At 65.3% G+C, this 25283-nt stretch carries 21 protein-coding genes; 10 read left to right on the forward strand and 11 right to left on the reverse strand.

Translation table 11 applies throughout. The features are described from left to right. Positions 1 to 33: 33 nt before the first annotated feature. From KTJ89_RS15810 to KTJ89_RS15820, 3 genes are all read right to left on the reverse strand, one after another. Positions 34 to 1818 (reverse strand): flotillin family protein, encoded by a 1785-nt coding sequence (locus KTJ89_RS15810; protein WP_310650304.1) that lies wholly within the window; start codon positions 1816 to 1818, stop codon positions 34 to 36. Positions 1819 to 2014: 196 nt separating this feature from the next. Next, entirely contained in the window at positions 2015 to 2476 is a 462-nt protein-coding gene (locus tag KTJ89_RS15815; RefSeq protein ID WP_139909311.1) for a DUF3817 domain-containing protein, read from the reverse strand. A gap of 237 nt (positions 2477 to 2713) precedes the next feature. After that, positions 2714 to 4864, reverse strand: a complete 2151-nt coding sequence (locus KTJ89_RS15820; RefSeq protein ID WP_259358423.1) for a M28 family peptidase — start codon at positions 4862 to 4864, stop codon at positions 2714 to 2716. A 475-nt stretch (positions 4865 to 5339) separates the two neighbouring features. Here KTJ89_RS15820 and KTJ89_RS15825 point away from each other — a divergent pair, with 475 nt between their 5' ends. Beyond that, a complete protein-coding gene (locus KTJ89_RS15825) occupies positions 5340 to 6443 on the forward strand; it encodes a VIT1/CCC1 transporter family protein (protein ID WP_259358424.1) in 1104 nt (367 codons plus the stop codon). Then, entirely contained in the window at positions 6440 to 7327 is an 888-nt protein-coding gene (locus KTJ89_RS15830) for an aminotransferase class IV (protein ID WP_139469000.1), read from the forward strand. Before KTJ89_RS15825 ends, KTJ89_RS15830 begins: the two co-directional genes overlap by 4 nt. Positions 7328 to 7434: 107 nt before the next feature. On the opposite strand, the gene KTJ89_RS15835 is transcribed toward KTJ89_RS15830, so the two are convergent. Beyond that, positions 7435 to 7635: a hypothetical protein gene (locus KTJ89_RS15835; protein ID WP_139468999.1), complete on the reverse strand. Its 201-nt coding sequence runs from the start codon at positions 7633 to 7635 to the stop codon at positions 7435 to 7437. Positions 7636 to 7882: 247 nt separating this feature from the next. Between KTJ89_RS15835 and KTJ89_RS15840 the strand changes: the two genes are divergently transcribed. Continuing rightward, positions 7883 to 8182 carry a DUF4235 domain-containing protein gene (locus KTJ89_RS15840; protein WP_092010107.1) on the forward strand — a complete coding sequence of 100 codons (300 nt, stop codon included), beginning with the start codon at positions 7883 to 7885 and terminating at the stop codon, positions 8180 to 8182. Positions 8183 to 8357: 175 nt separating this feature from the next. Here the strand turns inward: KTJ89_RS15840 and KTJ89_RS15845 are convergent, their stop codons facing one another. After that, positions 8358 to 9260, reverse strand: a complete 903-nt coding sequence (locus tag KTJ89_RS15845; RefSeq protein ID WP_259358425.1) for a type I 3-dehydroquinate dehydratase — start codon at positions 9258 to 9260, stop codon at positions 8358 to 8360. Between the two features lie 57 nt (positions 9261 to 9317). Here KTJ89_RS15845 and KTJ89_RS15850 point away from each other — a divergent pair, with 57 nt between their 5' ends. The 6 genes from KTJ89_RS15850 (at position 9318) to KTJ89_RS15875 (ending at position 15647) form a co-directional block, all read left to right on the forward strand. After that, entirely contained in the window at positions 9318 to 10118 is an 801-nt protein-coding gene (locus KTJ89_RS15850) for an alpha/beta fold hydrolase (RefSeq protein ID WP_259358484.1), read from the forward strand. A 351-nt stretch (positions 10119 to 10469) separates the two neighbouring features. Beyond that, positions 10470 to 11780, forward strand: a complete 1311-nt coding sequence (locus KTJ89_RS15855; RefSeq protein WP_259358426.1) for a quaternary amine ABC transporter ATP-binding protein — start codon at positions 10470 to 10472, stop codon at positions 11778 to 11780. Then, on the forward strand, positions 11780 to 12679 hold the full coding sequence (locus KTJ89_RS15860) for an ABC transporter permease (protein WP_181271519.1): 900 nt from the start codon (positions 11780 to 11782) through the stop codon (positions 12677 to 12679). Before KTJ89_RS15855 ends, KTJ89_RS15860 begins: the two co-directional genes overlap by 1 nt. A gap of 53 nt (positions 12680 to 12732) precedes the next feature. Continuing rightward, the gene (locus KTJ89_RS15865; protein WP_173155668.1) at positions 12733 to 13638 is read left to right on the forward strand and encodes a glycine betaine ABC transporter substrate-binding protein; all 906 of its coding nucleotides are present in this window, start codon (positions 12733 to 12735) and stop codon (positions 13636 to 13638) included. A 201-nt stretch (positions 13639 to 13839) separates the two neighbouring features. Further along, positions 13840 to 14406: a methylated-DNA--[protein]-cysteine S-methyltransferase gene (locus tag KTJ89_RS15870; protein ID WP_259358427.1), complete on the forward strand. Its 567-nt coding sequence runs from the start codon at positions 13840 to 13842 to the stop codon at positions 14404 to 14406. A 338-nt stretch (positions 14407 to 14744) separates the two neighbouring features. Next, positions 14745 to 15647 carry a glycine betaine ABC transporter substrate-binding protein gene (locus KTJ89_RS15875; RefSeq protein ID WP_259358428.1) on the forward strand — a complete coding sequence of 301 codons (903 nt, stop codon included), beginning with the start codon at positions 14745 to 14747 and terminating at the stop codon, positions 15645 to 15647. A 68-nt stretch (positions 15648 to 15715) separates the two neighbouring features. On the opposite strand, the gene KTJ89_RS15880 is transcribed toward KTJ89_RS15875, so the two are convergent. From KTJ89_RS15880 to KTJ89_RS15895, 4 genes are all read right to left on the reverse strand, one after another. Continuing rightward, entirely contained in the window at positions 15716 to 17026 is a 1311-nt protein-coding gene (locus tag KTJ89_RS15880; protein WP_259358429.1) for a Dyp-type peroxidase, read from the reverse strand. Beyond that, positions 17016 to 17684 (reverse strand): copper chaperone PCu(A)C, encoded by a 669-nt coding sequence (locus tag KTJ89_RS15885; RefSeq protein WP_259358430.1) that lies wholly within the window; start codon positions 17682 to 17684, stop codon positions 17016 to 17018. Before KTJ89_RS15885 ends, KTJ89_RS15880 begins: the two co-directional genes overlap by 11 nt. Before the next feature lie 441 nt (positions 17685 to 18125). Then, the gene (locus KTJ89_RS15890) at positions 18126 to 18821 is read right to left on the reverse strand and encodes a hypothetical protein (protein WP_259358431.1); all 696 of its coding nucleotides are present in this window, start codon (positions 18819 to 18821) and stop codon (positions 18126 to 18128) included. 67 nt (positions 18822 to 18888) lie between these two features. Then, positions 18889 to 19461 (reverse strand): hypothetical protein, encoded by a 573-nt coding sequence (locus KTJ89_RS15895; protein WP_172172028.1) that lies wholly within the window; start codon positions 19459 to 19461, stop codon positions 18889 to 18891. A 229-nt stretch (positions 19462 to 19690) separates the two neighbouring features. On the opposite strand from KTJ89_RS15895, the gene KTJ89_RS15900 reads away from it, so the two are divergent. After that, the gene (locus KTJ89_RS15900; RefSeq protein WP_259358432.1) at positions 19691 to 21361 is read left to right on the forward strand and encodes an HNH endonuclease signature motif containing protein; all 1671 of its coding nucleotides are present in this window, start codon (positions 19691 to 19693) and stop codon (positions 21359 to 21361) included. Between the two features lie 140 nt (positions 21362 to 21501). On the opposite strand, the gene KTJ89_RS15905 is transcribed toward KTJ89_RS15900, so the two are convergent. Then, positions 21502 to 22734, reverse strand: a complete 1233-nt coding sequence (locus KTJ89_RS15905) for an N-acetylglucosamine-6-phosphate deacetylase (protein WP_259358433.1) — start codon at positions 22732 to 22734, stop codon at positions 21502 to 21504. A 342-nt stretch (positions 22735 to 23076) separates the two neighbouring features. Beyond that, positions 23077 to 25092: a S9 family peptidase gene (locus tag KTJ89_RS15910; RefSeq protein WP_259358434.1), complete on the reverse strand. Its 2016-nt coding sequence runs from the start codon at positions 25090 to 25092 to the stop codon at positions 23077 to 23079. Positions 25093 to 25283: the final 191 nt, after the last annotated feature.

Here is a 25283-nt window from a genome sequence, read left to right on the forward strand (position 1 = left end):
CGTGAGCCGGGCGCCCCTCACCTAGGGCGGCGGTCAGCCCTGGGAGCCCTTGCCGTCGTCCTGACCGTCGCCCGGCTCATCGCCGTCGGGCGAGGCGCTGCCGTCGCCCGAGTTCGAAGCCGAGCCCGGACCCGCCTCCGAGCCGGACCCGGACGCGCCTGAACCGCTCTCGTCGAGGCGACGCTTCGCCTCGTCGATATAGGCCTGCACATCGAAGCCGGTGGCTTTCTTCACCTCGTCGCCGATCCGGTCGAGGTCGACGCCGCTGTCATCGAGGAAAGCCTTCGGGTCGAATCCCGTGCCTGTCGATCGCGGACCGGCAGCCGCGTCGTCTGCGACGACCCCGTCGACGATCTCGTCCGAGGCGCGGTCCGCCCCAGATGAACCATCGGGAGCAGTCCCGCCAGAACCACCGGCCCCGCCGTTTCCACCGGGCTCGCCCGAACCATCACCACTCGAACCGGCTCCGCCGGAGCCCTTCGCCTTGGCCACGAGGTCGGTGAGGTCGACACCGGTCGTTCCGCGCACGACCTCGAGGACCTGCGAGAGGTTGTTCGACACGGAATTCGCAAGCTTCGACTCGCCATCGGTCGACACGATCGAGAGGTCCTTGATATTCGCATACGGCGCCACCAGCTCCCCGGCGACCGAGGGCAGCACCTCGAGCACCTTCGACAGCACGGCCGCGTCGTTGAACTGCTTGTAGGCCTCGGCCTGTGCACGCAGCGCCTCGGCTTCGGCTTCACCGCGGGCACGAATCGCATCGGCCTCGGCTTCACCTTCGAGGCGGATGGCCTCGGCGTCCTTCGACCGACGGTGGAGCTCGGCGGCGGCCTCGGCCCGGCCCTGCGCCTCGATCTCATAGGCACGGGCATCGGCCGCGGCCTGCTGCCGGTAGCGTTCGGCGTCGGCCGGGCGGCGCACTTCGGCGTCGAGCTGTTCGGCACGCAGCTCCGCGGCTTCCTTCGCCACGATCCGATCCTTTTCGAGCAGCTTCTGCTTCTCGGCCGCCGCGGCCAACGGGCCGGCGTTGTCGGCCGTGGCCTGTCGCTGATCGGCCTCTTCCTTCAGCGCGGCCCGGCGCAGCGCCAGCTGCTGCTGCTGTTCGGCGATCGCCTGATCGGTGAGCGCCTGCTGCTTCTGGGTCTCCTCGTTCTGCTGCGCCTGTTCGACGGCCGAAGCACGGCCGGCGTTCGCCTCGGCGATGGCTGCGTTCTTCGCCACTTCGGCGGCCTGCGGACGACCCCAGTCGCGCAGATAGCTGCCTTCGTCTTCGACGGCAGAGATCTGGAAGGTGTCGATGATGAGGCCCTGATTGTTCATCGAGTGCGCGGACTCTTCCTGCACCTGCGCGGCGAAGGAAGCGCGGTCCTGGATGATCTGCTCGACGGTGAGCGTGCCGACCACTGCGCGCAGGGTGCCGGAGAGGATCTCCTTCGAGTAGTGGTCGATCTGGTCCTGCTGATCGAGGAAACGCTGTGCGGCCTTGCGCACATCGTCTTCGGTGCCGCCGACCTTGACCTGGGCGACACCGCGCAGACGCAGGGCGATGCCGTTGATGGAGATGCCGTCGATCTCGACGGAGATCTGCCGCGAGGACAGCGAAAGGATGAACGCCTTCTGCACGATCGGGTAGACGACCGAGCGGCCCCCGATGACGATGCGCCCGGTTCCCGACGCGCCCGAGGCGTTCCGGCCGGTGATGATGAGCGCCTCGGACGGTGAAGCGATCTTGTAGGAGCGCAGGATCACGAACAGGGCGATCAGAATGATGAGGACGAGGACGCCGATTCCTCCGGCGCCTAAGAGCAGGTCCATCAGTGGGCCTTTCATCGCGGTGGGGTGTGCCGACCGGCCGATCGCCGGCCGATCCCCTCCATCCTATGCGAGCGCTCTGACACGCGACAGGGCAGAAACCCCCACGCGACAGGGCAGAATCTCGCCGAGGCGGCCCTCCCGACCGTCAACCGTGCGGTGGAAGTCCGCCCTCACCTCGCCGCGGCAGTGATCAGGTTCACTTGCCCCAATCGCCGGGAGGGCCTGCCAGGAGCAGCCCCGAGAAGACGAGGATGACGAAGACGATGCCCAGCCCGATGGCCAGCCAGGGCGAACGGATGCACCACGAGGTGAGCTTCTCGAACCAGGTCTGCGGGGTGCGGCCGTTGCGGCCCAGACCCCAGTCGCCTTCGAGAGATCCGGTCTTCTCGACGGAGCGCTCGAAGGGAATCGTGGCGTAGGGAATGATCGCTGACCCGAGGCCGGTGGCGATGCGTCGCTTGCTCCACTGCTGCGAGGTGCCGACGCCGATGACGGCGATGACGAAGCAGATGAAGATGAAGCCGTGGATGCCTCCGCCGATCCGCACCCCCACCTCGGTGGTGTGGGTGACGTACTTGAGGAACATGCCGATCAGCAGCAGAGTCCAGGTGACGGTCTCGGCGATGGCGAAGAAGGTGAAGAAGCGTTTGGGAGTCACAGAAGACCATTGTGCCCGGACAAGGTGAACGCCCCCTGAGGAGCGCCGCCAGGTGAGTCGCTCGATCTCAGATCTGGTTCAGGGCGGACTCAGCTGCGTCATCGGCGCCGGATTCGAACCGCGGCCATCGTCATCTTCGCAGACGAGAACGGCCCGATACGGGCCGGCGACCGTCTCCGGTCACCGGCCCACGTCGGGCCGTCCGTGCCGTTCAGGGCACGTTGTCTCGGATGCCGCTCAGCTGCGGCGGCGGCGTGAACCCAGCGTCATCGCCAGACCGAGCACGATGAGCGCTCCGGCCGAGAGGATCAGCGGCAGGGCTTCGTTACCGGTGCGCGGCAGGTCTCCTCCGCCGCCACCGTTGCCGCCGTCACCGGCACCCGGACCGTCACCCTCGGCGACGACCTCGAAGGATCCGGTCAGCGGATTCCCGCCTTCACAGTCGACCGTGACGTCGTAGGTGCCGATGTAGCTGTCGACCATCGACGCATCGAGTCCGCGGACTCCGAATCGAGCGGTGCCGTCGGCTCCGACCTCGGCAGTCTGTTCAAACGTCTCGATCTTCCCGTTGTTCGGGGTCACCGTCATCGTCGCGGTGGAGTCGGCGGTGCAGCCGGTGACCGCGACCTGGACTCCCTTCTCGCTGACGAAGTCCGGCGCCTCGATCGTCTTCGGATCGATGCTCAGAGCCCGCTCATCAGGAGCCTCGGTCGGCGTCTCCGTGGGCGGATCAGTGGGATCCGTGGGCGGAGTCGTCGGATCGGTGGGAGGATCCGTCGGCGCGTCGGTGAGGTCATAGGCCAACGTGTGGACAGCGAAGCCGATGGCGGGAGCGAAGATGTCGATGGATTCCTTGCTCACGTTCTCGATCGTGTCCGTGGACTGGTGGTAGTTCGTGTCGTGCTTCTCACCGACGGTGCCGCCGAACATCTCGGCTTCCTCGGCGGTCTTCGTACCGTCGGCGCCGGAGAACAGGCCGCTGGCCGGGATGCCGTTGTCGATAAACGCCTGATAGTCCGAGCGCCCGGAGAAATCGGTGCCGACGTTGGGCTGGTCGATATCGGCGAAGTAGTCGGTGAAGACCTTCTCGAGTTCGGCCGAGCCTTCGGGGACGTTGACGCCGTCGGGAATCGGCACATCTGAGCCATCGGAGTCGAGTGTGCCGACGATGTAGTTGTCGGACCCGATCATGTCGAAGTTCATGTACGACTTGATCTTGCCCAGCTCGGCATCGTCGAGGCTCTCCACGTAGTGTGTCGAACCGACGAGTCCCTCTTCCTCGGCTCCCCACCAACCGAATCGGATGGCGTTGTCGACATCGGTCGGCTGTTTCGCGAGCGCCTCGGCGGAAGCGAGCAGCGCCGCAGATCCCGAACCGTTGTCGTTGACGCCGGGGCCTTCTGCGACACCGTCGAGGTGGGCGCCGAACATCTGGACGTTGTCGTGGTCGCCCGCCTTGGTCTCGGCGATGACGTTCCATGTCGTCGAGGTCACATACTCGGTCTCGAGCGTGAAGTCGGCCGTGAGCACGGCGGCCGCTGCGGCATCGTTGCCGGCCTCAGCTTCGTCGCCCGTCGTTTCGTCTGCGTCGTCGGCTTCACTCGCCTCGCCTCCACCGGCGAGGCCGTTGCCGGCCTCGGTGCCGGCGTTCTCAGTCGCACCCTCGGCCTCCGCTGCGTCCTCGACCTTGGAAAGGAGATCCTGGCCGACCTTGTAGGTCACCGTCACGGTCGGGGTGCCGTTCTCAATCCGCTCGCCGAGGGTGGCGTTGAGCTCCTCGTCGGGATTGTCGGCGTCATTGTTGTAGATGATGAGCGCGGCGGCACCGGCATCGGTGGCGGCCTGCGCCTTCTCGCCGAATGAGCACTCTCCGCGGGAGGCGAGGACGAGCGCGCCTTCAGCAGACTCATCGTAATCATCGGCAGAGCAGCCGAGCTGCCCGCCCGCAAGGTCGCTGTTGTCATCATCGACCGGCAGGACCACGGGTATGCCAGTCAGCGGTTCTTCGGTCGCCTCGGTGTAGCTTGCGGTGTTGACATCGACCTTCTCGCCGTCGACGACAACCTCGACCGTGCCGTCCTTCTGCTGTTCGTGCTCGAAGGCCTGACGCTTCACATCGAAGGCACCGGTCGCCTCGAGGGTGGATTCAACGTATTCCACGGCTTCTTCGTAGCCGGGCGTGCCCAGCGCGCGGAATCCTTCATCCGCATGCGAGGTGGAGATGTCGGAGATCTTCTGCAGATGCTCCATCACGGCGTCGCCGTTGACGCCCATATCGGTGTGTTCAGTCGGCCCCGCGGTGCCCGCCGCCAGTGCCGGGCTCACCCCGCCGAGGACCAGTCCGGCCGTGGCGGTGACCGCCAGCCAGCTCTTCGTGCGCAACTTCATGGAGTTCCTTTCGCTCCTTTGTCTGTGTCCAGAGGAATCGCACATGACGGCGCACCGGAAGCGACCGGCGCGGCATGACTCCTCGGCCATACCGGTGCCGGCCCATCTACGGCTGCACTTGCGGGGAAGCTCGATTCTGACGCTTCGCCATGATTCGTCGTTGGTAACGAATCAAATGCTTCTATAACGAAACGGTGACACAACTCACATTGGTCATTAATCTAACGCACCCCAGCGGGCTTTCATGTTACGAATTGATAACAACCGGTCACTGATTGATTTCGCACACGCGGACTGTCTGCGGTTCACATGCGGATTCTCTGCGGCGACTGCGGCCGCACCAGCGGTCACTCCCGCGACGCCCCGGCCTCACCTGCTGCCTGCCCGCGCATCGCACCGCGCAACCCGGCCCGTCTTCTCAGCCCCCTCACGGCCGCCCGTGCCGGAATCAGACCGCACGACTAGACTTGGACCAGTGACGACCAATGACTCCGCAGGAGGGACTCCGCCCGCCTCCCCCGACCGGCGGACCATTCGCCGCTGGCAGCGCTACCTCGCCAACGAACGGCTCGAGGAACGGGTGTATCGCAACCTCGCCGAACGCCGCAAGGGCGAGGACCGCGAGATCCTGCTCAGCCTCGCCGCAGCGGAATCCCGGCATCAGGAGCATTGGATCTCCCTCCTCGGCGAACACGCCCAGAAGCGCCGTTCCGCCGATCTCGTCACCCGCTGCCTGGCGTTCCTCGGTCGCATGTTCGGCTCCGTGTTCGTCCTCGCCCTTGCTCAACAATCCGAGACGAGTTCGCCGTATGACGAGGAAGAAGCCGCCTCGGCGGAGATGGCCGCCGACGAACGCATCCACGCCGAGGTGGTCCGTGCCCTGGCCGCCCGTTCCCGCGCCCGCCTGTCGGGGAACTTCCGTGCCGCCGTCTTCGGCGCCAACGACGGCTTGGTCTCGAACCTCGCCCTCGTCCTCGGCGTCGGCGCGGCAGGAGTCTCGAACACCGTCATCCTGCTCACCGGCGTCTCCGGGCTGCTCGCCGGAGCCCTGTCGATGGGGGCCGGCGAATACATCTCGGTGCGCTCCCAGCGTGAACTCCTCGACGCCTCCACCCCGGACCCCGAGTCCCGGCACGCTCTGGCCGATCTCAACATCGACGCCAACGAGCTCGCCCTCGTCTTCCGCGCCCGCGGAATGGAAGCCCTCGAAGCCGAGGCCCGCGCCAACCGCACGATCGCGGCCGCGAAGAACAAACAGGCGCCGAGGCTGCCGAACCTCGACGCCGACGTCGACCGTGACGAACTGGGCACCGGCCTCGGCGCCGCCCTGTCGAGCTTCTGCTTCTTCTCCTCCGGCGCGCTCATCCCGATCCTGCCCTACATCTTCGGCATGTCCGGGCTGCCCGCCGTGTTCCTGTCCGCCGGCCTCGTCGGCATCGCGCTGCTGTTCACCGGCGGCATCGTCGGCCTGCTCTCCGGCAAATCGCCCGGCCCCCGCGCCCTGCGCCAACTCGGCATCGGCTTCGGTGCCGCCGCCGTGACCTACGCCCTCGGCCTGCTCTTCGGAGGTACCGCATGACCGATCCGCTCATCCTCGTCAACCCCGCCACCGGCACGTTCGAACTCACCGACCTGCGTTCCGCCCAACTGCCCGTCACGGACCTCTCCGCTCATCGCGGGGACGGGATCTTCGAAACCGTACTGGTGAGCGTGGGTGCGCACGGTGCCACCGTGGTGTCACGGGAACGGCACTTCACCCGGTTCCGCGCATCCGCCTCGGCGCTGAATCTGCCCGATCCCGACCAAGGACTGTGGGATCGGGTCATCGATTCCCTCATCGCCGAGGTGGCCGCCGCCGATCCCGAGAATGTCGAGTTCGGGATCCGCTACGCCCTCTCCCGCGGGGAGCAGGACGCGAACGGCGCATTCCGGGGCCGCGGGTGGGCCTTTCCCGTGCCCGTGGACGACCACATCCGTACAGCTCGGGAGCAAGGTGTCACCGCCGTCAGCCTCGACCGCGGATTCGACGCCTATATCGGCAGCAAGGCACCGTGGCTGCTCATCGGCGCGAAGACTCTGTCCTATGCGGTCAATCAGGCCGCCGGCCGCTATGCCGCGGCCAACGACGCCGATGAGGCGCTTTTCGTCTCCCATGACGGAATCGTGCTCGAAGGACCGACCGCGAATCTCATCATCCGCCGAGGCGACCACCTGCTCACTCCGAATCCGGAGGCGGGCCTGCTTTCGGGAACGACGCAGCGCCTGATCTTCGATCATGCGGAGGAACTGGGCTTGAGCGCCGAATATGCCGACCTGAGCCTCGACGACGTCAAGGCGGCGGATGGGGCTTGGTACGTCTCGTCGATGCGCACGGCGGTCGCGCTGCGCGAACTCGACGGGAACGCGATCTCAGTCGATCAGACTCTGACTGACAGGTTCCAGGAGATCATCCGCGGACGGTGAGGCCGTGGGAGCCGCCGGATCCGAGTGAGCGGCAGGCGCCTTCGGGGATGCGCTGCCCCGGGGTGGCCGTACTCTGGGCGCCTTCGGGGATGCGCTGCCCCGAGCCCTCAGGCTCGGGGCAGAGCGTCGGCGGGTTTCGCCGAGGGGAGAGTGAAGGCGAGAACGAGCCCGAGGATGCAGGCGGCGCAGCTGATCAGCCACACCGGCCAGAAGACTCCGGACATTCCCGGCAGCAGCGCAAGCAGGAATCCGAGGGCGCCACAGACGAACAGTCCGGTGACGACGCGCGTCTTCCACTTCCTCAGCATCGTGTGCCTTTCTCTTCACGTTTCGACCCAGACCTTCCCTTGCCCGATCGAAGCGTGCTCTCACGCTATCTCCCCCGGTCTGCCCGGCACATCCCCCAAAAGTATGAAATGAGCGAACTTTCTCGACCTCGTTCAATCTCGGGTGGCCTCGCGCGCATCGTCCTGCGTTAGTGTTGACTTCGACGGAATACGTTCCCGCGTCTCGTAAGAGTCGTGGGACTCAATGTTCAAAGGAAAGGACACGAGCATGGGAAAGCTCGCTTGGCAGATCATCGGCGTGGGAGCGCCTATCGCAGCTGCATTCGTCGCTCGCAAGACCCTGACCTTCGCGTGGGAGAAGTCGACGAAGCGCCCGGCGCCGTCGAACCCCGTCGATGACGAGATCTCGATGTCCGAGGCCCTGGCCTGGACGATCGTCTCCGGTGTCGGTGTGGCCGTGGCTCAGCTCGTGGTTCAGCGCATCGCCGCGAACACCGTGCGCAACAACTTCGGCGATGAGGCCCTGCCGAAGAAGTTCCGCAAGCAGATCGAAGAGGTCACTGACTGATCTTCCGCTGACCTTCTGCTGCTTCTGCAGCAGCGAAGCGGCCCGCGAAGCTCATGCTTCGCGGGCCGTCTGCTTCCCTGGCGAAATCTGCCGGTTGAGCCCGGCCCGCCAGCAAACGCGAGTCAGAAATTCATACGCCCCGATCAAGATCACTGCGTATGAACTTTGAGGCCGCTCATCCACACCTAGGTCCGACGCGGTCGAGGATCTCGGCGAGGACCGATGCCTCGATCTGCCCCGGCGCCGAAGCCTGACCGATCTGCGCGAATGTGGCGCAGCTGCCGAAGTCGGCGCCCATGATCCGGCTCGTCCGGCCCAACGATCCCATCGAGATTCCGAGCACGGGAACCGGCAGCGAGGCATCCGCCGCGGCAGTCGCCTCCAGGAGACGCAGAACATCGGCCGGCGCCTGCGGCATCATCGCCACCTTGGCCACATCAGCACCGGCCTCACCCATCGCAGCGAACGTCTTCAGCAGGCGCTCGGGTGAGTCCGTGGACTCGAAATTGTGGTGCGAAGCGACGACGGGCACGCCGGCCTCCCGCGCCGAGGCGATGAGGGAGCCCGACGCGGCCCGATCGATCTCAACGTCGACGGCGACGGGAACGCCCCTTGATGCGCTGCCGGGAACTCCCGATGCGGCGGTGCCGGTGGGACCGGTGCCGGCAGCAGTTCCGGCGTCCGCCTCGACGTCGGCGACCCCGGCGATGAGTTCCCGCACCACCTCGGCGTAGTCGTCCTCGGTGATCTCCACCTGCCCGCCCTCGAATCCGGTGCGGACGGTCAGGAGGATCGGCAACCCCGCTGTGAGTGCACTCGGAAGCAGACGAAGGGGCGCCTCGGCGAGGCTGTGCACACTCGTGCGCACCCCACCCTGCGCAGGACCGGAGGCGACGACGAGCAGCGGATCGATGCGCCATTCGACGGCGTCGACGATTCCGGTCGCGGCGGCCGCGGCGCATTCGGCAGTGAGCTCATCTGCATCGATTGCCTGTGTCGGCACGATGACGGCAGGTCGCCCAGGATTGCGCACCGCGGGCGATCCTGCGGCAGGATTGAGGAACGGCAAGAATTTCATTTCTCAAGCGTAGGCGGTGACCAGGCGCGCGCGGGCAGGAGGACACGGGTGGAGACGATGCAGGTGGACAGGATCAGCGCACGCGATGGCTTCCCCCTCGAGGTCCAGGTCAGCGGGCCGGAGGACGCTCCTGCACTGCTCCTCCTGCAGGGCCAATCGAATTCGCACGAGTGGTGGGACGATCTGCGCGGGGACTTCGAACCGGACTTCCGCACAATCACGTTCGACTATCGCGGAACGGGCGGCAGCCGGGGTGAGCTCGGGGAACTGTCGACAGCGAGCTTCGCCGAAGATGCCGTGGACGTGCTCGACCACCTCGGCGCGGATCGGGCCGCGATCTACGGCACGTCCATGGGCGGGCGGATCTCGCAGATGCTGGCACTCAACCATCCGGAGCGGGTGAGCGCTCTGGTCCTCGGGTGCACCTCGCCCGGCGGGCCGCATGCCGTCAAGCGTCCGCGTGAGGTCGGCCAAGCTCTGGCGAGGCTGCGTGGTGACGAGCACACGCAGTACCTCTTCGACCTCTTCTACACCCCCGAATGGACGGTATCGGCGGAGTACAGCAAGATGCTCGGCGACGACACGATGACGGCGGCCGAGTCATCCGCCCATCTGCGCGTGAGCGCCAATCACAATGCCTGGGACCGGCTGCCCGAGATCTCCGCCCCGACGCTGATCATGCACGGCGATGCCGATCGGATGAACCCGGTCGGGAACGCCCGCATCCTCCACGAGCGCATCCCCGGATCTCAGCTGCGCATTCTGCCGGAAGGCCGACACGGATTCTTCGAAGAATTCGCCGAGGTGGTCACTCCGGCCGTGGTCCGATTCCTCACGGAATCGCTGCAGAATTCCTGAAGGCAGAATTTCCGGAGGCAAGGCCGCCTACTGCATCAAAATCCCATATCCGGTATCAAATCCATTAACGGCATACCTACATGCTCCAATCGATGATTATAACAATCAAGTAACGCACGAACATCTGTTTGCCCAGGTCAGAGCGCTAGTCAAGGGCGACGCGCCGCATAATCCCAACAAGATCTCTACCGAAAACCCTGAACAAAACTACAATGGTGGATCAGATATCCGTGTGCGGTGAGGCGCGTGCGCAATTGAGCTATTCGGATCTGATCTGCGAGCACCGAACCGTGCAAACGGGGGTGAAGCCTCTCGTTCTTGCGGACTGCCAAGAATGCAAGGAGGAAGCACGTGAGCGTTGTCAAAGCGTCACACGTCTACAAAGTTTTCGGAAAGCGCGAAAACGAAGTCGTCAAACGACTCGAAGAGGGCGCCGACCGAGATGATCTGACAAAACTCGGAACCGCCGCCGTCATCGATGCGAGCTTCGAAGTCGAGGCCGGCGAGATCTTCGTCGTCATGGGCCTGTCAGGCTCGGGCAAGTCGACCCTGATCCGCACTCTCAACGGACTCTGGGCACCCACCGCCGGATCCGTCGAGGTGCTGGGCACCGACATCGCGAAGATCGACTCGGCCGCACTGCGCAAGGTCCGCAGCGAACACATCTCGATGGTGTTCCAGCACTTCGCACTGCTCCCGCACCGCACCGTCCGCGACAACGCCGCCTATGCGCTCGAGATCCGCGGAGTAGCGAAGGCGGAGCGGGACAAGGCTGCCGACCGCTGGCTCAAGGCCGTCGGCCTCGAAGGCTGGGGCGACAAGTTTCCCGAGCAGCTCTCCGGCGGTATGCAGCAGCGCGTCGGCCTGGCCCGCGCGCTTGCCGCTGAGACCGACATCCTCCTCATGGACGAAGCTTTCTCCGCCCTCGACCCGCTGATCCGGCGCGAGATGCAGGAACAGCTCGTCGAACTGCAGCGGGAGCTGAAGAAGACCATCATCTTCATCACCCACGACCTCAATGAGGCGATGTTCCTCGGTGACCGGATCGCGGTGATGCGCAACGGACGCATCGTCCAGGTCGGCACCCCGGAGGACATCCTCACCGACCCTGCCAACGACTACGTGGCACAGTTCGTCCACGACGTCGACCGGGCCCGCGTGCTGACTGCCAACAACGTCATGGAGAAGGCTCGGCAGACCGTGAGCAATCAGAACGGTCCCCGAGTTGCACTGCGCACCATGCGCGACAACGGCGCCTCAGGCGTGTACGTCACGGACAGGGACAGGAAGTTCCTCGGCCTCGTCAGCGACCGCGACTGCATCGAACACATCCGGACAGGTGCCACGACTCTCGATGAGATCATCAAACCGGTCGCCCACCCCGCATCTCCGGACGACCTGCTCATCGATCTCTTCCTCCCGACCGCGGAGATGCCTCTGCCGGTGCCCGTCACCGACGCGGACGGCGAGCTCGTCGGCGTCGTCCCCCGAGCCACGCTGCTCGCCGCGCTCGGCACGCAGAACGGCAATGACGAGGCCTCGACGGAAGCCGCTGTCGAAGACTGGCCCGAGCCGGTCGACACCGGAATCATCGACCAGGTTCTGGCCGAAGGTGATGATGCCGTCGCACCGCAGGCCACCGGCGAAAGGAGTGAGCGCTGATGGAGAACATCCGAATTCCGATCGGAGCCTGGGTCGACACCGTCTTCGACTGGCTCAAAGACAACGTCGCGTGGTTCTTCGACGCCGTCACTTGGCTGTTCAACTTCCTCATCGAGGTCCTCACCGACGTGCTCGTCGACCTCCACCCGCTCGTCATCATCATTCTGCTGGCGCTCATCGGCTGGATCTTCCGCTCGTGGCAGATGGCCGTGGGCACGCTCATCACTCTGTTCTTCATCATGACGATGGACCAATGGGTGGCCGCGATGCAGACCCTGGCGCTGATCATCATCGCCGCTGTCATCGCCATCATCATCGCCGTCCCGGTCGGCATTCTGGCCGCGCGCAGCAACAGAGCCTCGGCGGTCATCAAACCGATCCTCGACTTCATGCAGACGATGCCGGCATTCGTCTACCTCATCCCGGCAGTCACCTTCTTCGGCATCGGCGTCGTTCCCGGCCTCGTGGCCACGGTGATCTTCGCTCTGCCCCCGGGTGTGCGGTTCACCGAGCTCGGCATCCGCGGGGTCGATTCGGAGACGGTCGAAGCCGGACAGTCCTTCGGTGCGACTCCCGGCCAGATCCTCCGCGGAGTCCAGCTGCCCTTGGCCACCCCGACGATCATGGCCGGCATCAACCAGGTCATCATGCTCGCACTGGCGATGGCCGTCATCGCCGGCATGGTCGGCGCCGACGGACTCGGAAAGAACGTCGTTGAAGCGATCGCCACCCAGAACCTGCCGCTCGGTGTCGAAGCCGGACTCGGTGTCGTGATCATCGCGGTCTACCTCGATCGCGTCACCGCAGCCCTGGGCAACGCGAAGGACTACCCGCACTCGCTGGTTGCGGGGATGCGTCGTCGCAGCGCGAAGAACAAGGCGGCTGCGGCAGCCGCCTGAGTCGATGGACCACACAGTCTGAATAGTCGATCACTAGAGAAAAGGAACACACAATGAAGAGAAGATTCCTCACCCCGATCGTCGCTGCGGTCGCAGCCCTCGGCCTTGCCCTGACCGGTTGCTCACAGGAAGCATCGAAGGACGGTGGCGAAGGCGGCGACAAGGGCGACATCAAACTCGGCTACGTCACCGGCTGGACCGACGGCCAGAGCATCTCGCTCCTGCTCGAAGATCAGCTGGGCAAGATGGGCTACAACGTCGAGACCGAGACCTTCAACGACGCCGCCGTCCTCTACGCCGGTGTCGCCAACGGCGATATCGACATGTATCCGTCCTCGTGGCCCGAGGTCACGCACAAGCAGTACATCGACGAATACGGTGACGACCTCGAAGACCTCGGCGCCTACTACGACAACGCCGTCCTCACGATCGCCGTCCCGAAGTACATGAAGGACATCAACTCGATCGAGGACCTCAAGGGCAAGGGCAAGGACTTCGGCGGCGAGATCATCGGAATCGAGCCCGGAGCCGGTCTGACGAAGGCCACCAAGGCGATGATTCCCGAATACGGTCTCGACGACGAATACGAGCTCGTCACCTCGTCGACCGCTGCCATGCTCACCGAGCTCGGCAATGCGACCGACGCGGAGAAGGACATCGTCGTCACCCTGTGGCGTCCGTTCTGGGCCAATAACGAGTACCCGGTCAAGGACCTCGAGGACCCGAAGGGTGCGATGGGAGACCCCGAGAAACTCCACTTCACCGCGACCAAGGGCTTCGGCGAAGAGTTCTCCGACGCTGCTGACTACGTCGGGAAGATCAAGATGGATGACAAGCAGTACGGAGACCTCGAGGACCTGGTCGTCAACAAGTACAAGGATGATGGCAAAAAGGCCATCGCCGAGTGGCTGAAGGCCAACCCCGACGCCTACGAAGGTGAGCTGCCGGACGAGAAGTGATCCTGACGCCGCGGCAGCAGCCGCACTGAGGACGACATCGTCGGCTCAGCTGCGGGCTTCCCCATTGCCCGGCGTGCGGTCATGTAATGCTGTGCCCTTCCGACTCGGACGAGTCGGGAGGGCACAGCTGTATGAGTAGACTCGGCTGAGAATCGCCGTTGACACCGATTTCGGTGCGCGGGACCGAACGGAGGACATCCCATGACGACCGATTCGGCATCCGTCGACACCTTCGTCGGCCCTCTCACTGTGACCAGCGACGGCCGGTCCGTCGTCCGACTCGAATGGCACATTTCCGCCGAGGCGACCGACGCCGCCGATCCGATCCCCACCGAGGCGGCCGCCGCCTCGGGACCCTCTGTTTCGATCCCCGCCGAGGCGGCGGCCGCCTCGGATCCGACTCTCGTCGAGGCGGTCGCCCAGTTGCGAGCGTACTTCGACGGCCGCCTCGGCGATTTCGACCTGCCCGTGGACTTCGGTCAGATCTCGGACGTCGCGAGGACCGTTTTGACGACCTTGGCCGAAGAGGTCCCGGCAGGGACCACGGTCACCTACGGACAGCTCGCCGAAGCCAGCGGAACCGGGATTCCGGCGCGTGCCGTCGGCGGGATCATGGGACTCAATCCGATCCCGATCATCGTCCCCTGCCATCGTGTTGTCGCCGGTGACGGGCTCGGCGGGTATTCGGGCGGGCTGCCCGGGCAAGAGCTCGAGACCAAGCGACGCCTCCTCGAGTTCGAAGACGCCCTGCCGCAGCCCCTGTTCTGACGCTGACGCTGCCGAAGCGTTCTCGGCCCGCGTCTGGCTCGCTTCGGTACCGCGTCTGGCTCGCTTCGGTCCCGCACCGGGCTCGTTTTGGTCCCGTTCCGTGCCGGTAGTCTGCCGCATTCAGCTGTCCGCCGGGCGGAGCTCTCCGGACACCGGTCGGGGGCCACGGCAAATCTGGAGGACGCCACTGGAAGTTACGCGAATAATGTGATTACATTGCCATACCAACTTTTGTGATCACAAATGATCCTGCATTCACATGTTCCTGCTCGGACGATCGGAATTGCCAGAGTCGGCGGTTTCACCGCACTCGAGCAGCCACCACGAAGAGGAGACTGATGAAGTCACGCACACTCACCTCCGTTGTCGCCGCCTGCGCGACGCTGGGCCTCGCCCTGACCGGGTGCTCCCAGGAGGCCGGTAAGGACTCCGGCTCCGACGGCGACAAGGGCACAATCAAGATCGGCTACATCTCTTCGTGGTCCGACAGCCGCAGCACCGCGTTCCTGCTCGAGGACCAGCTCGAGAAGCTGGGATACGAGCCCGAGCTGGAGACGATCTCCGAGGCCGCGATCCTCTATGCGGGAGTGGCGAACGGCGACATCGACATCTACCCCTCCGCCTGGCCGGAGAAGACCCACAAGCAGTACATGGATGAGTACGGCGACAAGATCGAGGACATCAGCACCTATTACGACAAGGCGCAGAACACGATCGTCGTGCCCGACTATGTCGACATCGATTCGATAGATGAACTCAAAGACAATGCCGACGAGTTCGACGGCAAGATCGTCGGCATCGAGCCCGGGGCCGGTCTCACCAAGGTGACGAAGGATTCGATGATGCCTGCCTACGACCTCGAGAAGGACTTCGAACTCGTCACCTCCTCGACCCCGGCCATGCTCACCGAGCTGGGCAATGCCATCGAGGCGCAGGACGACATCGTCGTCACCCTGTGGCGTCCGTTCTGGGCGAACAACGCCTACGACGTCAAGGAGCTCAAGGATCCGAAGAACGCCATGGGCGATCCGGAGAAGATGCACTTCCTCGGCACCGAGGGCTTCAGCGACGAGTTCCCTGAGGCGTCGGAGCTCATCAAGGGGATCAAGCTCGACGACAAGACGTACGGAGAGCTCGAGGACCTCATCGTCAACGAATACAAAGAGGGCCAGGAAGGTGACGCCGTCGACCAGTGGGTCAAGGACAATCCGAAGGCCTTCGACTCCGAGATCACCGACTGAGCCGCTGCGCGAACATACGGTGCGGCCGCCGCCCCCGCTTCTGCGGGTCCGGCGGCCGCGCCGCTTTCTCAGCCGTCGAACAATTCCTGCCCGACGTACCCGTCCTCGGTCGCTCCGGGCGGGATCGCCCACACGGTCGACCCGATCGGGGTCGTCCATTCGTTGAGCAGGTCCACCTCAGCGAGGCGGCGCTGGATCGGCAGGAACTGCCGTTCGATATCGGCCTGGAAAGACGCGAACAACAGTCCCGAATCCCCACCCGCACCGGTCTCGTAGTTGAACGTGCGCCGGTGGATCTGCACCTCCGGACCCAGTCCGTCGCGGGCCCGGGCGATATGTGCGACCTGCGAGATCTTCGTCAGTCCGCGCTGATCGACAGCGGTGAAGTCCGGATCGTCGAACTCGTCCTCACCCGACAGCGGTGCCCCGGAATCCATGGTCCGCCCGACCGAGAACTCCCGTGCGGGTCGGTCGGCCTGATCCCAGGTGTCGAGGTTCATCGCGATATCGCGCAGAACCAGCGTCGTTCCCCCGCGCATCCACACCGGCAGATGCGCACCGAGGTCGGCCGGCGGCTCCCCGCGGGCGGAGAACACCGGGTTCGCGGCCTCGGTGGCCTGCCCCCATATGATCCGCGCGAAGTCCTCGGATCCGGGTCCCGGATTCGCCGTGCCGTCGAGCTGACCGAAGAGGTTCCGCTGAGTCTTCCCCTCCCCCGCGCTGCCGTAGGCACGTCGGAATCCGTCCCGCTGCCAGGCCACCTCGGCGAACGATCGCGAATCCTTGAACAGCATGCGCCTGGCATGTGCCAAGGTCAGCGGGTCGTCGCCGCAGATCTGCAGGAGCAGGTCGCCCTTGCAGCGGTCCCGATCGAGGCGATCGATCGAGAAGGCCTCCAAGGGCTTCAGCCAATCCGGGACGTGCTCCTTTCCGGCCAGCGCCACCAGCTCGGATCCGAACCCGAAGGTCACCGTCAGTCGGGCAGGGTCGACGGCGAGCTCGGATTCGGAGTCGGCCAACGGGGCCTGCCCCTGCGTCAGCGCGGCTGCATCCGCGGTGAGCAGCCGTAGCCAGCGCACCGCCTCGGCGGCCTTGATCCCGGGCCCCAGCGTGAACGCGATGAAGTGCGCGAAGGCCTGCGGCGGGGTCTCGACCCCGGATTGATGAGCGCCGTAGAACGGCTCGGTCTGCGGCCCGTTCGCGCCATCCAGATCTCGCCGAGGCGGCCCACCGTCACCGGCGCTCGTGCCCTGTGATCTGGGACCGCGGCCGAGCGCAAATCCGGCCGTGGCACCGACGACACCTGCACCGCCGGCCGCGGCCGCCGAGGTCAGGAGACCTCGGCGGCTGAAGCCGGTGCGACCGGGCTCAGTGGTCACTGTGGTCTCCGTGATCGGAGTCCTCGTGCTCTTCGCTGTCGGCGCCGATGTGTTTGCCCTCGTCGCCGTGCTCACCATGGTCGCCGTGGTCGTCGCTGGAACCTTCGGCCTCATCGGGCGCGTAGTCTTCCTGGGCTCCGGAGTACTCCTTGGCCACGGCCGTGACCTCGACGGTCTCGTCATCGGCGGTGACGAGATCGAGCTTGATCTGCTCGCCCGGCTTGATCGCCTTCTTCAGTCCCATGATCATGATGTGATCGCCTCCGGGCTCGAGGCGGAGGCTCTCCCCGGCCGGGATGGTGAAGCCGCCCTTCTTCTCCTGCATGGACATTCCGCCCGAGCTGTCGCCTACGGTTTCGTGGAGTTCCACCATCTCCGCGTCCGCGTATTTCGCCTCGACGAGGTTGATGTCGGCGTCGGTGTTGTTCTTCAGCTCCCCGAAGACCGCGGTCATTCCGTCGTCGGCGGCCTTGACCCATGCGCCGTCGAAGCTGAGCGCTTCGGCGTCGACCGCGCTTTCCGAGGATTCCGCCGAGGTGGAGCTGCCGCCGTCGGTCTGTGTCGAACCGGCGGCCTTGCTGTCGTCTTGGCCGCAGCCTGCCAGGCCGATGGCGACGGCGATGGGCAGGGCAAGGGCCAGGGTGATGTTCTTTCGCATGATGTCTGCACTTTCGTCATTCAGGTGCTGTCGAGCACATGTCGGCGCGCGCCGCGGTCACCTGTTGGCACAGGCAGTCCCGCGTGTCCCCCACCGTCAGACGACGAGGATCTTCGGTCGCAGAGTCTCTGCTGCCCGAAGCTGCGGGCGCTGAGCCGCATCGCGTTCGTCCGCCTGTATGCAGGGAACGCGGCTGACCGGCAGCGCTTTCGTGAGCCTTTGCGTAGGTCACAGTTGCCTGCGCGCAGCTCGTGCGAGTGCAAGTGCGCAGGGCATGTGCTGGCCAGGGTGCGGGTACGTGTCTTCTGCGCGCAGTGGTGTGCGCGGACGTGTTCGACTGTCACCGAGGGGCGGCCCGCCGCTGTCTGGGCGGTCGCCCGAAGATGGATGGTCACCCGGGAAACCAGGTGTGGGTCGGCGCTGCAAACGCCGATTGGGATGTCAGCCGAACGCGGGAGGGCCGCGGCGGTAGTTCGGGCCGACCACCGCCGATGTGACCGGCTGCGGCACCCGGAACGAAGCGCAGAGCTTGCGGAACGGTTCGTCGGCCAGGACTCCGGCCGCCTCGGCGAGGGCTCGCAGTGCGCCGATCACCGGGCCCAGGGCCAGCTGCAGAATGCTGAGGACGATGTCCTCACCGCGTTTGAGGATCACGGCGGTGACGAGGACGGCGACGACGTGGGCGATGACCATCCCCGCCGAGGTTGCCCCGTGGCTCGCATGTCCGAGCGCGGTTGCGGCAGGACCGAGATCAAGGGAGCCGGAGGCTGGGACGATGTGTCCGGCGTGGGCGTGGAGGGCCGCCTCGGCGGAAGTGGATCCGGCACCTGCAGCTCCGGCCTGCCCGCTTCCGGATTGAGCGGTTCCCGCGTGGGCCCCCGCATGGGCGAAGGTGTGTGCAGACCAGCTCATCGTCAGGTGCATGAGCACCTGTCCGAGGCCGAGCAGGCCCGCCAGAGTCAGGTAGCCCAGGCGCCTGCCGGCGACGATCATCGACGCCCAGAGGACGAGAACGAAGACGACCACAGTGCCCGGAATCGAGACGCCGCCACCAGCACCGAGGTGCATGAGCAGGGCGAGGAGAGTCGTGAAGAGGGCAGCGAAGAGCGCACGTACGGATTTCGTCCATCCGGTCATGGGCCCTCCTCTCAGCTCGCTCCCACATTCTACTCAATGTAGAACAATTTCGGGAAGGCGACTGAGCCTACATCCGCAGCCAGGTATCGGCGGTCTTCTTGACCATGGCACCGGCATCAGCGGCAGCATCCCCCCAGGCGACGAGGTTGCCATCGGGGTCAGTGGTGGAGTCGGAAAGGACGACGACGTCGAAGTTGCACACAAGACCCGCCATCGCCGAGGCGTAGACGGCTCCGGGGGTGCCCGCCGAGGACGCGTCGGCGCCGGCGTCGGCATCGCCCTCTGCCTGGGCGGCGGGGTCAGTGGTGACTTCGCCAGCTCCAGTGCCTGGCTCGCCCGCGGTGGCGTCGGCGCCGGCGATGATGATCCGGTCGACGGAGAGGTCATGCAGACCTGCGGCCAGATCATCGACGCCCTCGAACACATCCGGACTCTCGGATCGGAGCACGAGATCCTCCTCATCGGGGACGAAGATGCTCAGCTCCTCATCGGGAGTGTCGGCGAGGTCGGCCTTCGTCGACGCGAAGATGAGCACACCGCCCACAGCGCGGGTGCGGGTGACGATATCGCCGAGGGTCTCCATGGCGTCATCGCTGGGGTAGCTGGCGTCGTCGGTGTCAATGAGGAGCAGGGCATCCATACTCCAATCGTGCCACGACCGACTGACACATTCGAAGCCGGTTCACCTCGGCCACAGCCGACACCACCCCTGACCTGCATGGACACAAAGAATCCTGTGAGCATCCTCGAACTGTGACGAACACTGAATTTATGTTCGAAACGTTTTTCGATCATCTATGGCGTTCCACGCATTATGAGCGTACACTGGATTCCAACAACAACGATGTTGGTGAACGGAATTCATCCCCATGACCCTCACTCCCGAACGCAGCTCCGATCATTCCGATCGGAACGCCGACAACTCCTCGCAGACCAGCGGACACCCGCTGCTGGCCGACGAGGAGTGGGCAGATCTCAGCCGCTTTGCGCCCGAGGTCACCTCTTCGATCACTCAGCTGATGAGCCTCAAAGATGAGCTGCGCTCGTTCGATCGCCCCATGGGACCGGATCAGGCCATCATGCTCGCCGATGGGGTCGAGGCGATCACACGCATCAACGATGCATTGTCGACGCTCGCGCTCTCCGTCTGCGAACGTGTCGGAACACCCAGCGATTTCGGCGCCAAGTCGACGAAGTCGCTCATCGAGAACCGATTCAACCTCACCGGCGCCGAGGCGAATCGCCGCACCGATATGGCCAAGAACCTCGGCGGACGCGTCGACATGGCCGGACAGGCTCTGCCGCCTCTCTACCCTGTCGTCGCAGATGCGCTCCATGCCGGCACGATCTCCGCCGCCCAGGCGTCTGTCATCGAAGACTGCATGCGCAAACTGCCCACGTGGGTCAGTCAGACGGTCCGCACCGACGTCGAGACGCGCTTGGTCGACAACGCACCCAAGGTCCGTCTCAAGGACCTGCGCGAGATCTTCGGCAAGCTCATGGGCTATATCGACCCGGACGGCGCAGAGCCGAATGACTCGGCCGACCGCTCTGCGTACAACATGTCCATGCGCGCCAAGGCCAACGGCGACTGGGAGCTGCGTGGACTGCTCGACCCCGTCACCGGCGGCACTCTCAACGGACTGCTGACCTCACGAATCCAGTCTGCGGGAGAAGCCGACAAGACAGGCGCCGACTCGGCGACCGGCGCCTCTGAGATCGCGGCCGCGGGCAATCCCGCCACCGTAACCGCTGCTTCTGAGGAGACGAGCTCGCCGCTGCCGGACAAAGAGCTGCTTGAGATCGTCGACGCGGTGCTCTCCGGTGATCGATATGACGCGAAGCGAGTTCCGGCACCCGATCTCAACGCAGCTCGCACGAGCGGAAATTCGGCAGCTGTCCCCGGGGTCGGCGTTCGTGAGGACGGCGGTTTCGTGGACGTCAGCGCCGAACAGCCCTCGGCGCGCGAATGGATCTACGAACGATTCGCCGGCCTCGTCACGACGATCGACAAGCAGCGGACGGCTGCAGGAGCGCCTTATGCTCTCGTCATCAACGCCACCGCCGAAGATCTGGCCAAAGGAACAGGACACGGAACCACGGGCGCCGACAATCCCATTCCCATCAAGGAACTGATGAGAAACGGCCTCAACGGCTCGCTGTTCTTCCACCTCATGAGCGACAGGGCCAAGACGATGCAGGTGGCCACAGAACAGCGCTTCGCCAATCGCAAACAGTTGGCAGTGATCACCGCCCGTGACCGAGGTTGCACGTTCCCCGGCTGTGACGCCCCTCCCGGTTGGTGCGATGCCAACCATGTGTTTCCATGGTCGCTCGGCGGAAAGACGGAGATCAACAATCTCGCGCTGCTCTGCAGCTATCACCACCACCTGCTCGACCGCACCGCCTGGGACACGGTGATGCTCTTCGACGGGCGACCGGCCTACATTCCGCCTGCCGCAAAGGACCCGGCTCGTAAGCCGATCCTCCACGCCCGCTTCATCGCGGACGACATCGTCGACTCCCTGTTCGACAAATAGCCGCCCCTCCTTTCAGGGGACAGCTGTGCCCACTTTCCAGCTTCGGCCGGGTTCAGCCCACTTTCCAGGTTCAACTCGATTCAACTCGGTGCAGTCCGGTTCGGCCCGGTTCGGCCCGATTCGGCCCGGTTCAGTCGGGTTCAGTCCCCCAATGAAGAGGCTCGGATGCTCATGTCCTCATCGAGGAGCAGGAGATCAGCCGGCATTCCGGGAGCCAACAGGCTGCCGGCACCAGGGGCACCGCCCGCCGCCTGCAGAGAATCACCCGACTCCGGCACTCCGCCCACCGCACGCAATGGAACGAATCCTGCGGACTTCACAGCGTCGAACGGGCTGAGTCCCACCTCGGCGACTGCCCGCTTCACAGCCTCGTCCATCGTCAACGTGGACCCCGCGATGGCGCCTTCAGTGCCATCCGCGGTAACCAGGCGCGCTACCGAATCCTTGACCTCGACCGGGAGCGAACCAAGGTGATAGCTCCCATCGTGCAGGCCGGTCGCCGCCATGGCGTCAGTGATGAGAGCGATGCGCCCGGGCACGAGTTCGTGGAGCATACGAGCGACCGGGGCGACGACATGGACGCCGTCATTGATGAGTTCGACGGTGACATGCTCGGCCTCGGCCGCGGCGAGGACCGGCCCCGGAGCACGGTGATGGATTCCGGGCATCGCATTGAACGCGTGGGTGAGGATGCTCGCCCCCGCCTCGAAGGCCTGCGCGGCCAGCGCATAATCGGCAGCCGTGTGACCGACGGCCACACGCACCCCTGCCGCAGAGAACCGACCGATCGCATCGAGAGCACCGGGAAGTTCGGGCGCGATGGTGATCTGGCTCAGAGTTCCATCGGCCGCCTCGAGAATCGCTTCGACCGCCTCCGGGGTCGGCGATGTGAGCACTTCGGGCGCATGCGCACCTTTGAAATCCGGGGACAGGAACGGGCCTTCGGCGTGCAGGCCCATGACCATGGCCCGGTCACGGACGAGTCCGGCGCCCGCGTGCAGGGACTCGCACAGCCCCTCGATCGTGTCCGAGACGTAGGACAGAGCGAGCCTGCCGGTGCCGTGGGCCCGATGCACATCGAGGATCGCATCGATCCCCTCGCTCCCGTCCTCGGCGCTCGCACCGCCCGCACCGTGACAGTGGATATCGACGAACGCGGGAGCCACGTATCCGCCTTCCGCGTCGATGACCTCGCCCCTCGCCGAGGCGGCCCTGTCCTTCCAGCCGTCCCCGCGGCCCCGTGCCGTGACCGTTCCCTCGGCGACCGCGATCCACGTGTCCGCGGTCCCCTCGGTGAACGTCACCCGATCGCCGTCGAGGATGCACGCATTGTGGATGACCGCCTCGGCGGGGATCTGTTCGGTCTGTGTCATCAGGGTCCTTCCATCGTTCTGCGAACGCCTCATTCAGGGTACGGAATCAGTTGGTGAATTTACCCCGCAGCAGGGTCTTGGCGAGTAGGGTCTCGTCGGGCAAGGTGTCGACGGGTGTTGTGCCGACAGATCGGCTGTCGGCTCGCCCCAAGGTGCGAACGAACCGCTTGCCGCCTCGCGCCAGGGTGCGAACGAACCGCTTGCTGCCTCGCCCCGGGGGCGCCGACAAACCGGTAGCCGCCCCAGCGCGGGGCGCAGACGAGGCAGCTACCGCCCCACCGCGCGGCGCGGACGAACCGGTTGCCGCGCCCACCTCAGGAAACCGACGAACCGACTGCCGGCTCACCCCAGTGTGCGAACTCGGTTCGCGTCGATGCCGAGCACATGCGTATCGAGGAACGCGAGCACGGTGCGGTACCAGACCTCGGCGTTCCCGCGGCCGAGGATCCAATGCCCCTCGTCGGGGAAGTAGAGGAACCGATGCTGAGTGTCGCCATCGGCGTCGAGGGGAGTCTTCGCCCGAGTGAGAAGATCCAGCCACAGCTCCTGACCCTGACCGATCGGTACCCGGTAGTCTTTGTCGCCATGGATGACGAGCATCGGCACCTCGATGTCATCGGCGAACAGGTGCGGCGAATACTGAGTCGACTGCTCCCGCATCGCCTGATCCCACGACGAATTGTCCGTCGTCCGCCCCATCGACGTGGTGTTCCACAGAGAGGCGTGGGTGACGATGCACTTGAACGCGCTGCCGGTATGCCCGGCCACCCAGTTGGCCATGTATCCGCCGTAGGACCCGCCGGCCAGGGCGACACGTTCGAAATCGATGTCCGCCCTCTCCCCTGCGGCCTCGGTCAGCGCCATGATGTCGGTGAAAGGAGTGCCGCCGAGCTGCTGCTGACCGCGATCGATCATCGCCTGCCCGTAGCCGGTGGAGATCGCCGGGTCCGGCAGCAGCACCGCATAGCCGGCAGCCGCGAAGGGACCCGGATTCCACCGGTAGGTCCACGCATTCCACGACCCCCACGGTCCGCCGTGGGCGAAGACGACGAGCGGATGCGGCCCCTCCCCTTCCGGAAGCACCAGCCACGCACGGATCGGCGTGCCGTCCTCGGCACGGACCTCGACCTCGGTGAGGGTGCCTTCCTCGTCGAGCACCGTCGCGGGGTTCGCGAGCTCGCTGATGACCCCGGTGCGGAGGTCGACGGAGATCGGCAGCGGCGCGACATCGATCGCCGAGGCGGTCGCCACGACCGTGTCCTCGCGCAGGGCCAGCCCCGAGAACGAATACTTCTGATTGGCGCCCCCGACGAGCCGCCGAGGCTGAGCATCATTGATGTCACCGATGAAGATGCTGCCGCGACCGTGATCATCCGCGGTGGCCACGATGGTCGAATCGTCTGCCCAGATCGGGGAGAACCAGAAATCACCATCCGGCCACACAGGATTCAGTTCCGCGGTCTCGAGATCGAGGACCATGAGTTCGGCCGCGAGGTTGGTCTGCGGAGTCCAGTTCTGTACGCGAGTGACCAGTGCTTTCGTCCCGTCCGGGCTGATCGCCTCGATGTCGAAGCTGTGATCGGCAGCCGGTTTCGTCAGACGATGCAGTTCGGGTTCCCCGTCGAGGTCCACGCGCCAGATCTCACTGGCCTCGAGCTGTCCGGGGATCGGCTTCTCGAGCTGGACGAGGGCGAAGCGCGCCCCATCGTCGACGGCCCAATCGACAAGTCGCCCAGACGGCAGGGACAGGTACCGGAAGTCCGAGCCCGCCGGTGCACTCAGCTCGTCACCGACTTCGGGGAAGTCGGCCGCCGCCTCATCGAGGGTGGCCACAGCCAGGGTCTGCCGGCCCGGCCCCAGATCATGATCCCAGCGACGGACGGGGAAACCGGTGTGGAGGATTCCGCTGACCTTCGCGTCGCTGCGCTCGGAGCTGAATTCCTGATGGTCGTTCTCGTCGGCGGCCCATGTATGGACGGGGAACTCGACGATGATGGTCTCGCCCTTGACCTCGATGCGGGAGAAACCGCCCTCATGATCGGTAAGCTTGCGGGCCTCACCGTTGTCCGGCAGGGCCCACAGGCTCGGGGACTCGGCATCCTTGCCGTCCTCGGCCTTGCGTTTGGAGGCGAAGACGATCGTGCCGTTCTCGCTCAGTGCGGCCGGTCCCACGGACTGATCGCCGCGAGTAATGCGTCGGGGCGTCTCCCCGCTGATATCGGCGAGGTGGCTGAGGGAGGAATTCCCTTCGGAATTGAGGAACGAGTACTGGGCGATGACGCGGCCGCTCTGATTCGTCAAGAGGCCTTGCAGGCGGCGGGCGTCGAGGAGTCGGGTCACTGCGTCGTGGGTCGTCATCTTCCCATCCTAGATCCCCGCGCAGATTCCGGGGCGAAATCCAGAGAAACCCGAGATCGCCGAGGCGACCGGCCACTGTGATGACCGACCGGAGTCACCGAGGCGGTCGACCGGATCGCGGGCGCATTAACTTCGCGGGCGCACTATCTTCGCGGGCACCTGATCGCCACGTCGTTCGGTGCTCACTGGCA

It is taken from the genome of Brevibacterium sediminis (genome assembly GCF_024895295.1).
Classification (GTDB): Bacteria; Actinomycetota; Actinomycetes; order Actinomycetales; family Brevibacteriaceae; genus Brevibacterium; species Brevibacterium sediminis.

What these genes read in the sequence shown, in the direction of transcription:
- KTJ89_RS15810 (WP_310650304.1), bottom strand. Translation starts at nt 1,818, where the DNA reads ATGGACCTGCTCTTAGGCGCCGGAGGAATCGGCGTCCTCGTCCTCATC.
- KTJ89_RS15820 (WP_259358423.1), bottom strand. Translation starts at nt 4,864, where the DNA reads ATGAAGTTGCGCACGAAGAGCTGGCTGGCGGTCACCGCCACGGCCGGA.
- KTJ89_RS15830 (WP_139469000.1), top strand. Translation starts at nt 6,440, where the DNA reads ATGACCGATCCGCTCATCCTCGTCAACCCCGCCACCGGCACGTTCGAA.
- KTJ89_RS15835 (WP_139468999.1), bottom strand. Translation starts at nt 7,635, where the DNA reads ATGCTGAGGAAGTGGAAGACGCGCGTCGTCACCGGACTGTTCGTCTGT.
- KTJ89_RS15840 (WP_092010107.1), top strand. Translation starts at nt 7,883, where the DNA reads ATGGGAAAGCTCGCTTGGCAGATCATCGGCGTGGGAGCGCCTATCGCA.
- KTJ89_RS15845 (WP_259358425.1), bottom strand. Translation starts at nt 9,260, where the DNA reads ATGAAATTCTTGCCGTTCCTCAATCCTGCCGCAGGATCGCCCGCGGTG.
- KTJ89_RS15850 (WP_259358484.1), top strand. Translation starts at nt 9,318, where the DNA reads ATGCAGGTGGACAGGATCAGCGCACGCGATGGCTTCCCCCTCGAGGTC.
- KTJ89_RS15860 (WP_181271519.1), top strand. Translation starts at nt 11,780, where the DNA reads ATGGAGAACATCCGAATTCCGATCGGAGCCTGGGTCGACACCGTCTTC.
- KTJ89_RS15865 (WP_173155668.1), top strand. Translation starts at nt 12,733, where the DNA reads ATGAAGAGAAGATTCCTCACCCCGATCGTCGCTGCGGTCGCAGCCCTC.
- KTJ89_RS15870 (WP_259358427.1), top strand. Translation starts at nt 13,840, where the DNA reads ATGACGACCGATTCGGCATCCGTCGACACCTTCGTCGGCCCTCTCACT.
- KTJ89_RS15875 (WP_259358428.1), top strand. Translation starts at nt 14,745, where the DNA reads ATGAAGTCACGCACACTCACCTCCGTTGTCGCCGCCTGCGCGACGCTG.
- KTJ89_RS15885 (WP_259358430.1), bottom strand. Translation starts at nt 17,684, where the DNA reads ATGCGAAAGAACATCACCCTGGCCCTTGCCCTGCCCATCGCCGTCGCC.
- KTJ89_RS15890 (WP_259358431.1), bottom strand. Translation starts at nt 18,821, where the DNA reads ATGACCGGATGGACGAAATCCGTACGTGCGCTCTTCGCTGCCCTCTTC.
- KTJ89_RS15895 (WP_172172028.1), bottom strand. Translation starts at nt 19,461, where the DNA reads ATGGATGCCCTGCTCCTCATTGACACCGACGACGCCAGCTACCCCAGC.
- KTJ89_RS15900 (WP_259358432.1), top strand. Translation starts at nt 19,691, where the DNA reads ATGACCCTCACTCCCGAACGCAGCTCCGATCATTCCGATCGGAACGCC.
- KTJ89_RS15905 (WP_259358433.1), bottom strand. Translation starts at nt 22,734, where the DNA reads ATGACACAGACCGAACAGATCCCCGCCGAGGCGGTCATCCACAATGCG.
- KTJ89_RS15910 (WP_259358434.1), bottom strand. Translation starts at nt 25,092, where the DNA reads ATGACGACCCACGACGCAGTGACCCGACTCCTCGACGCCCGCCGCCTG.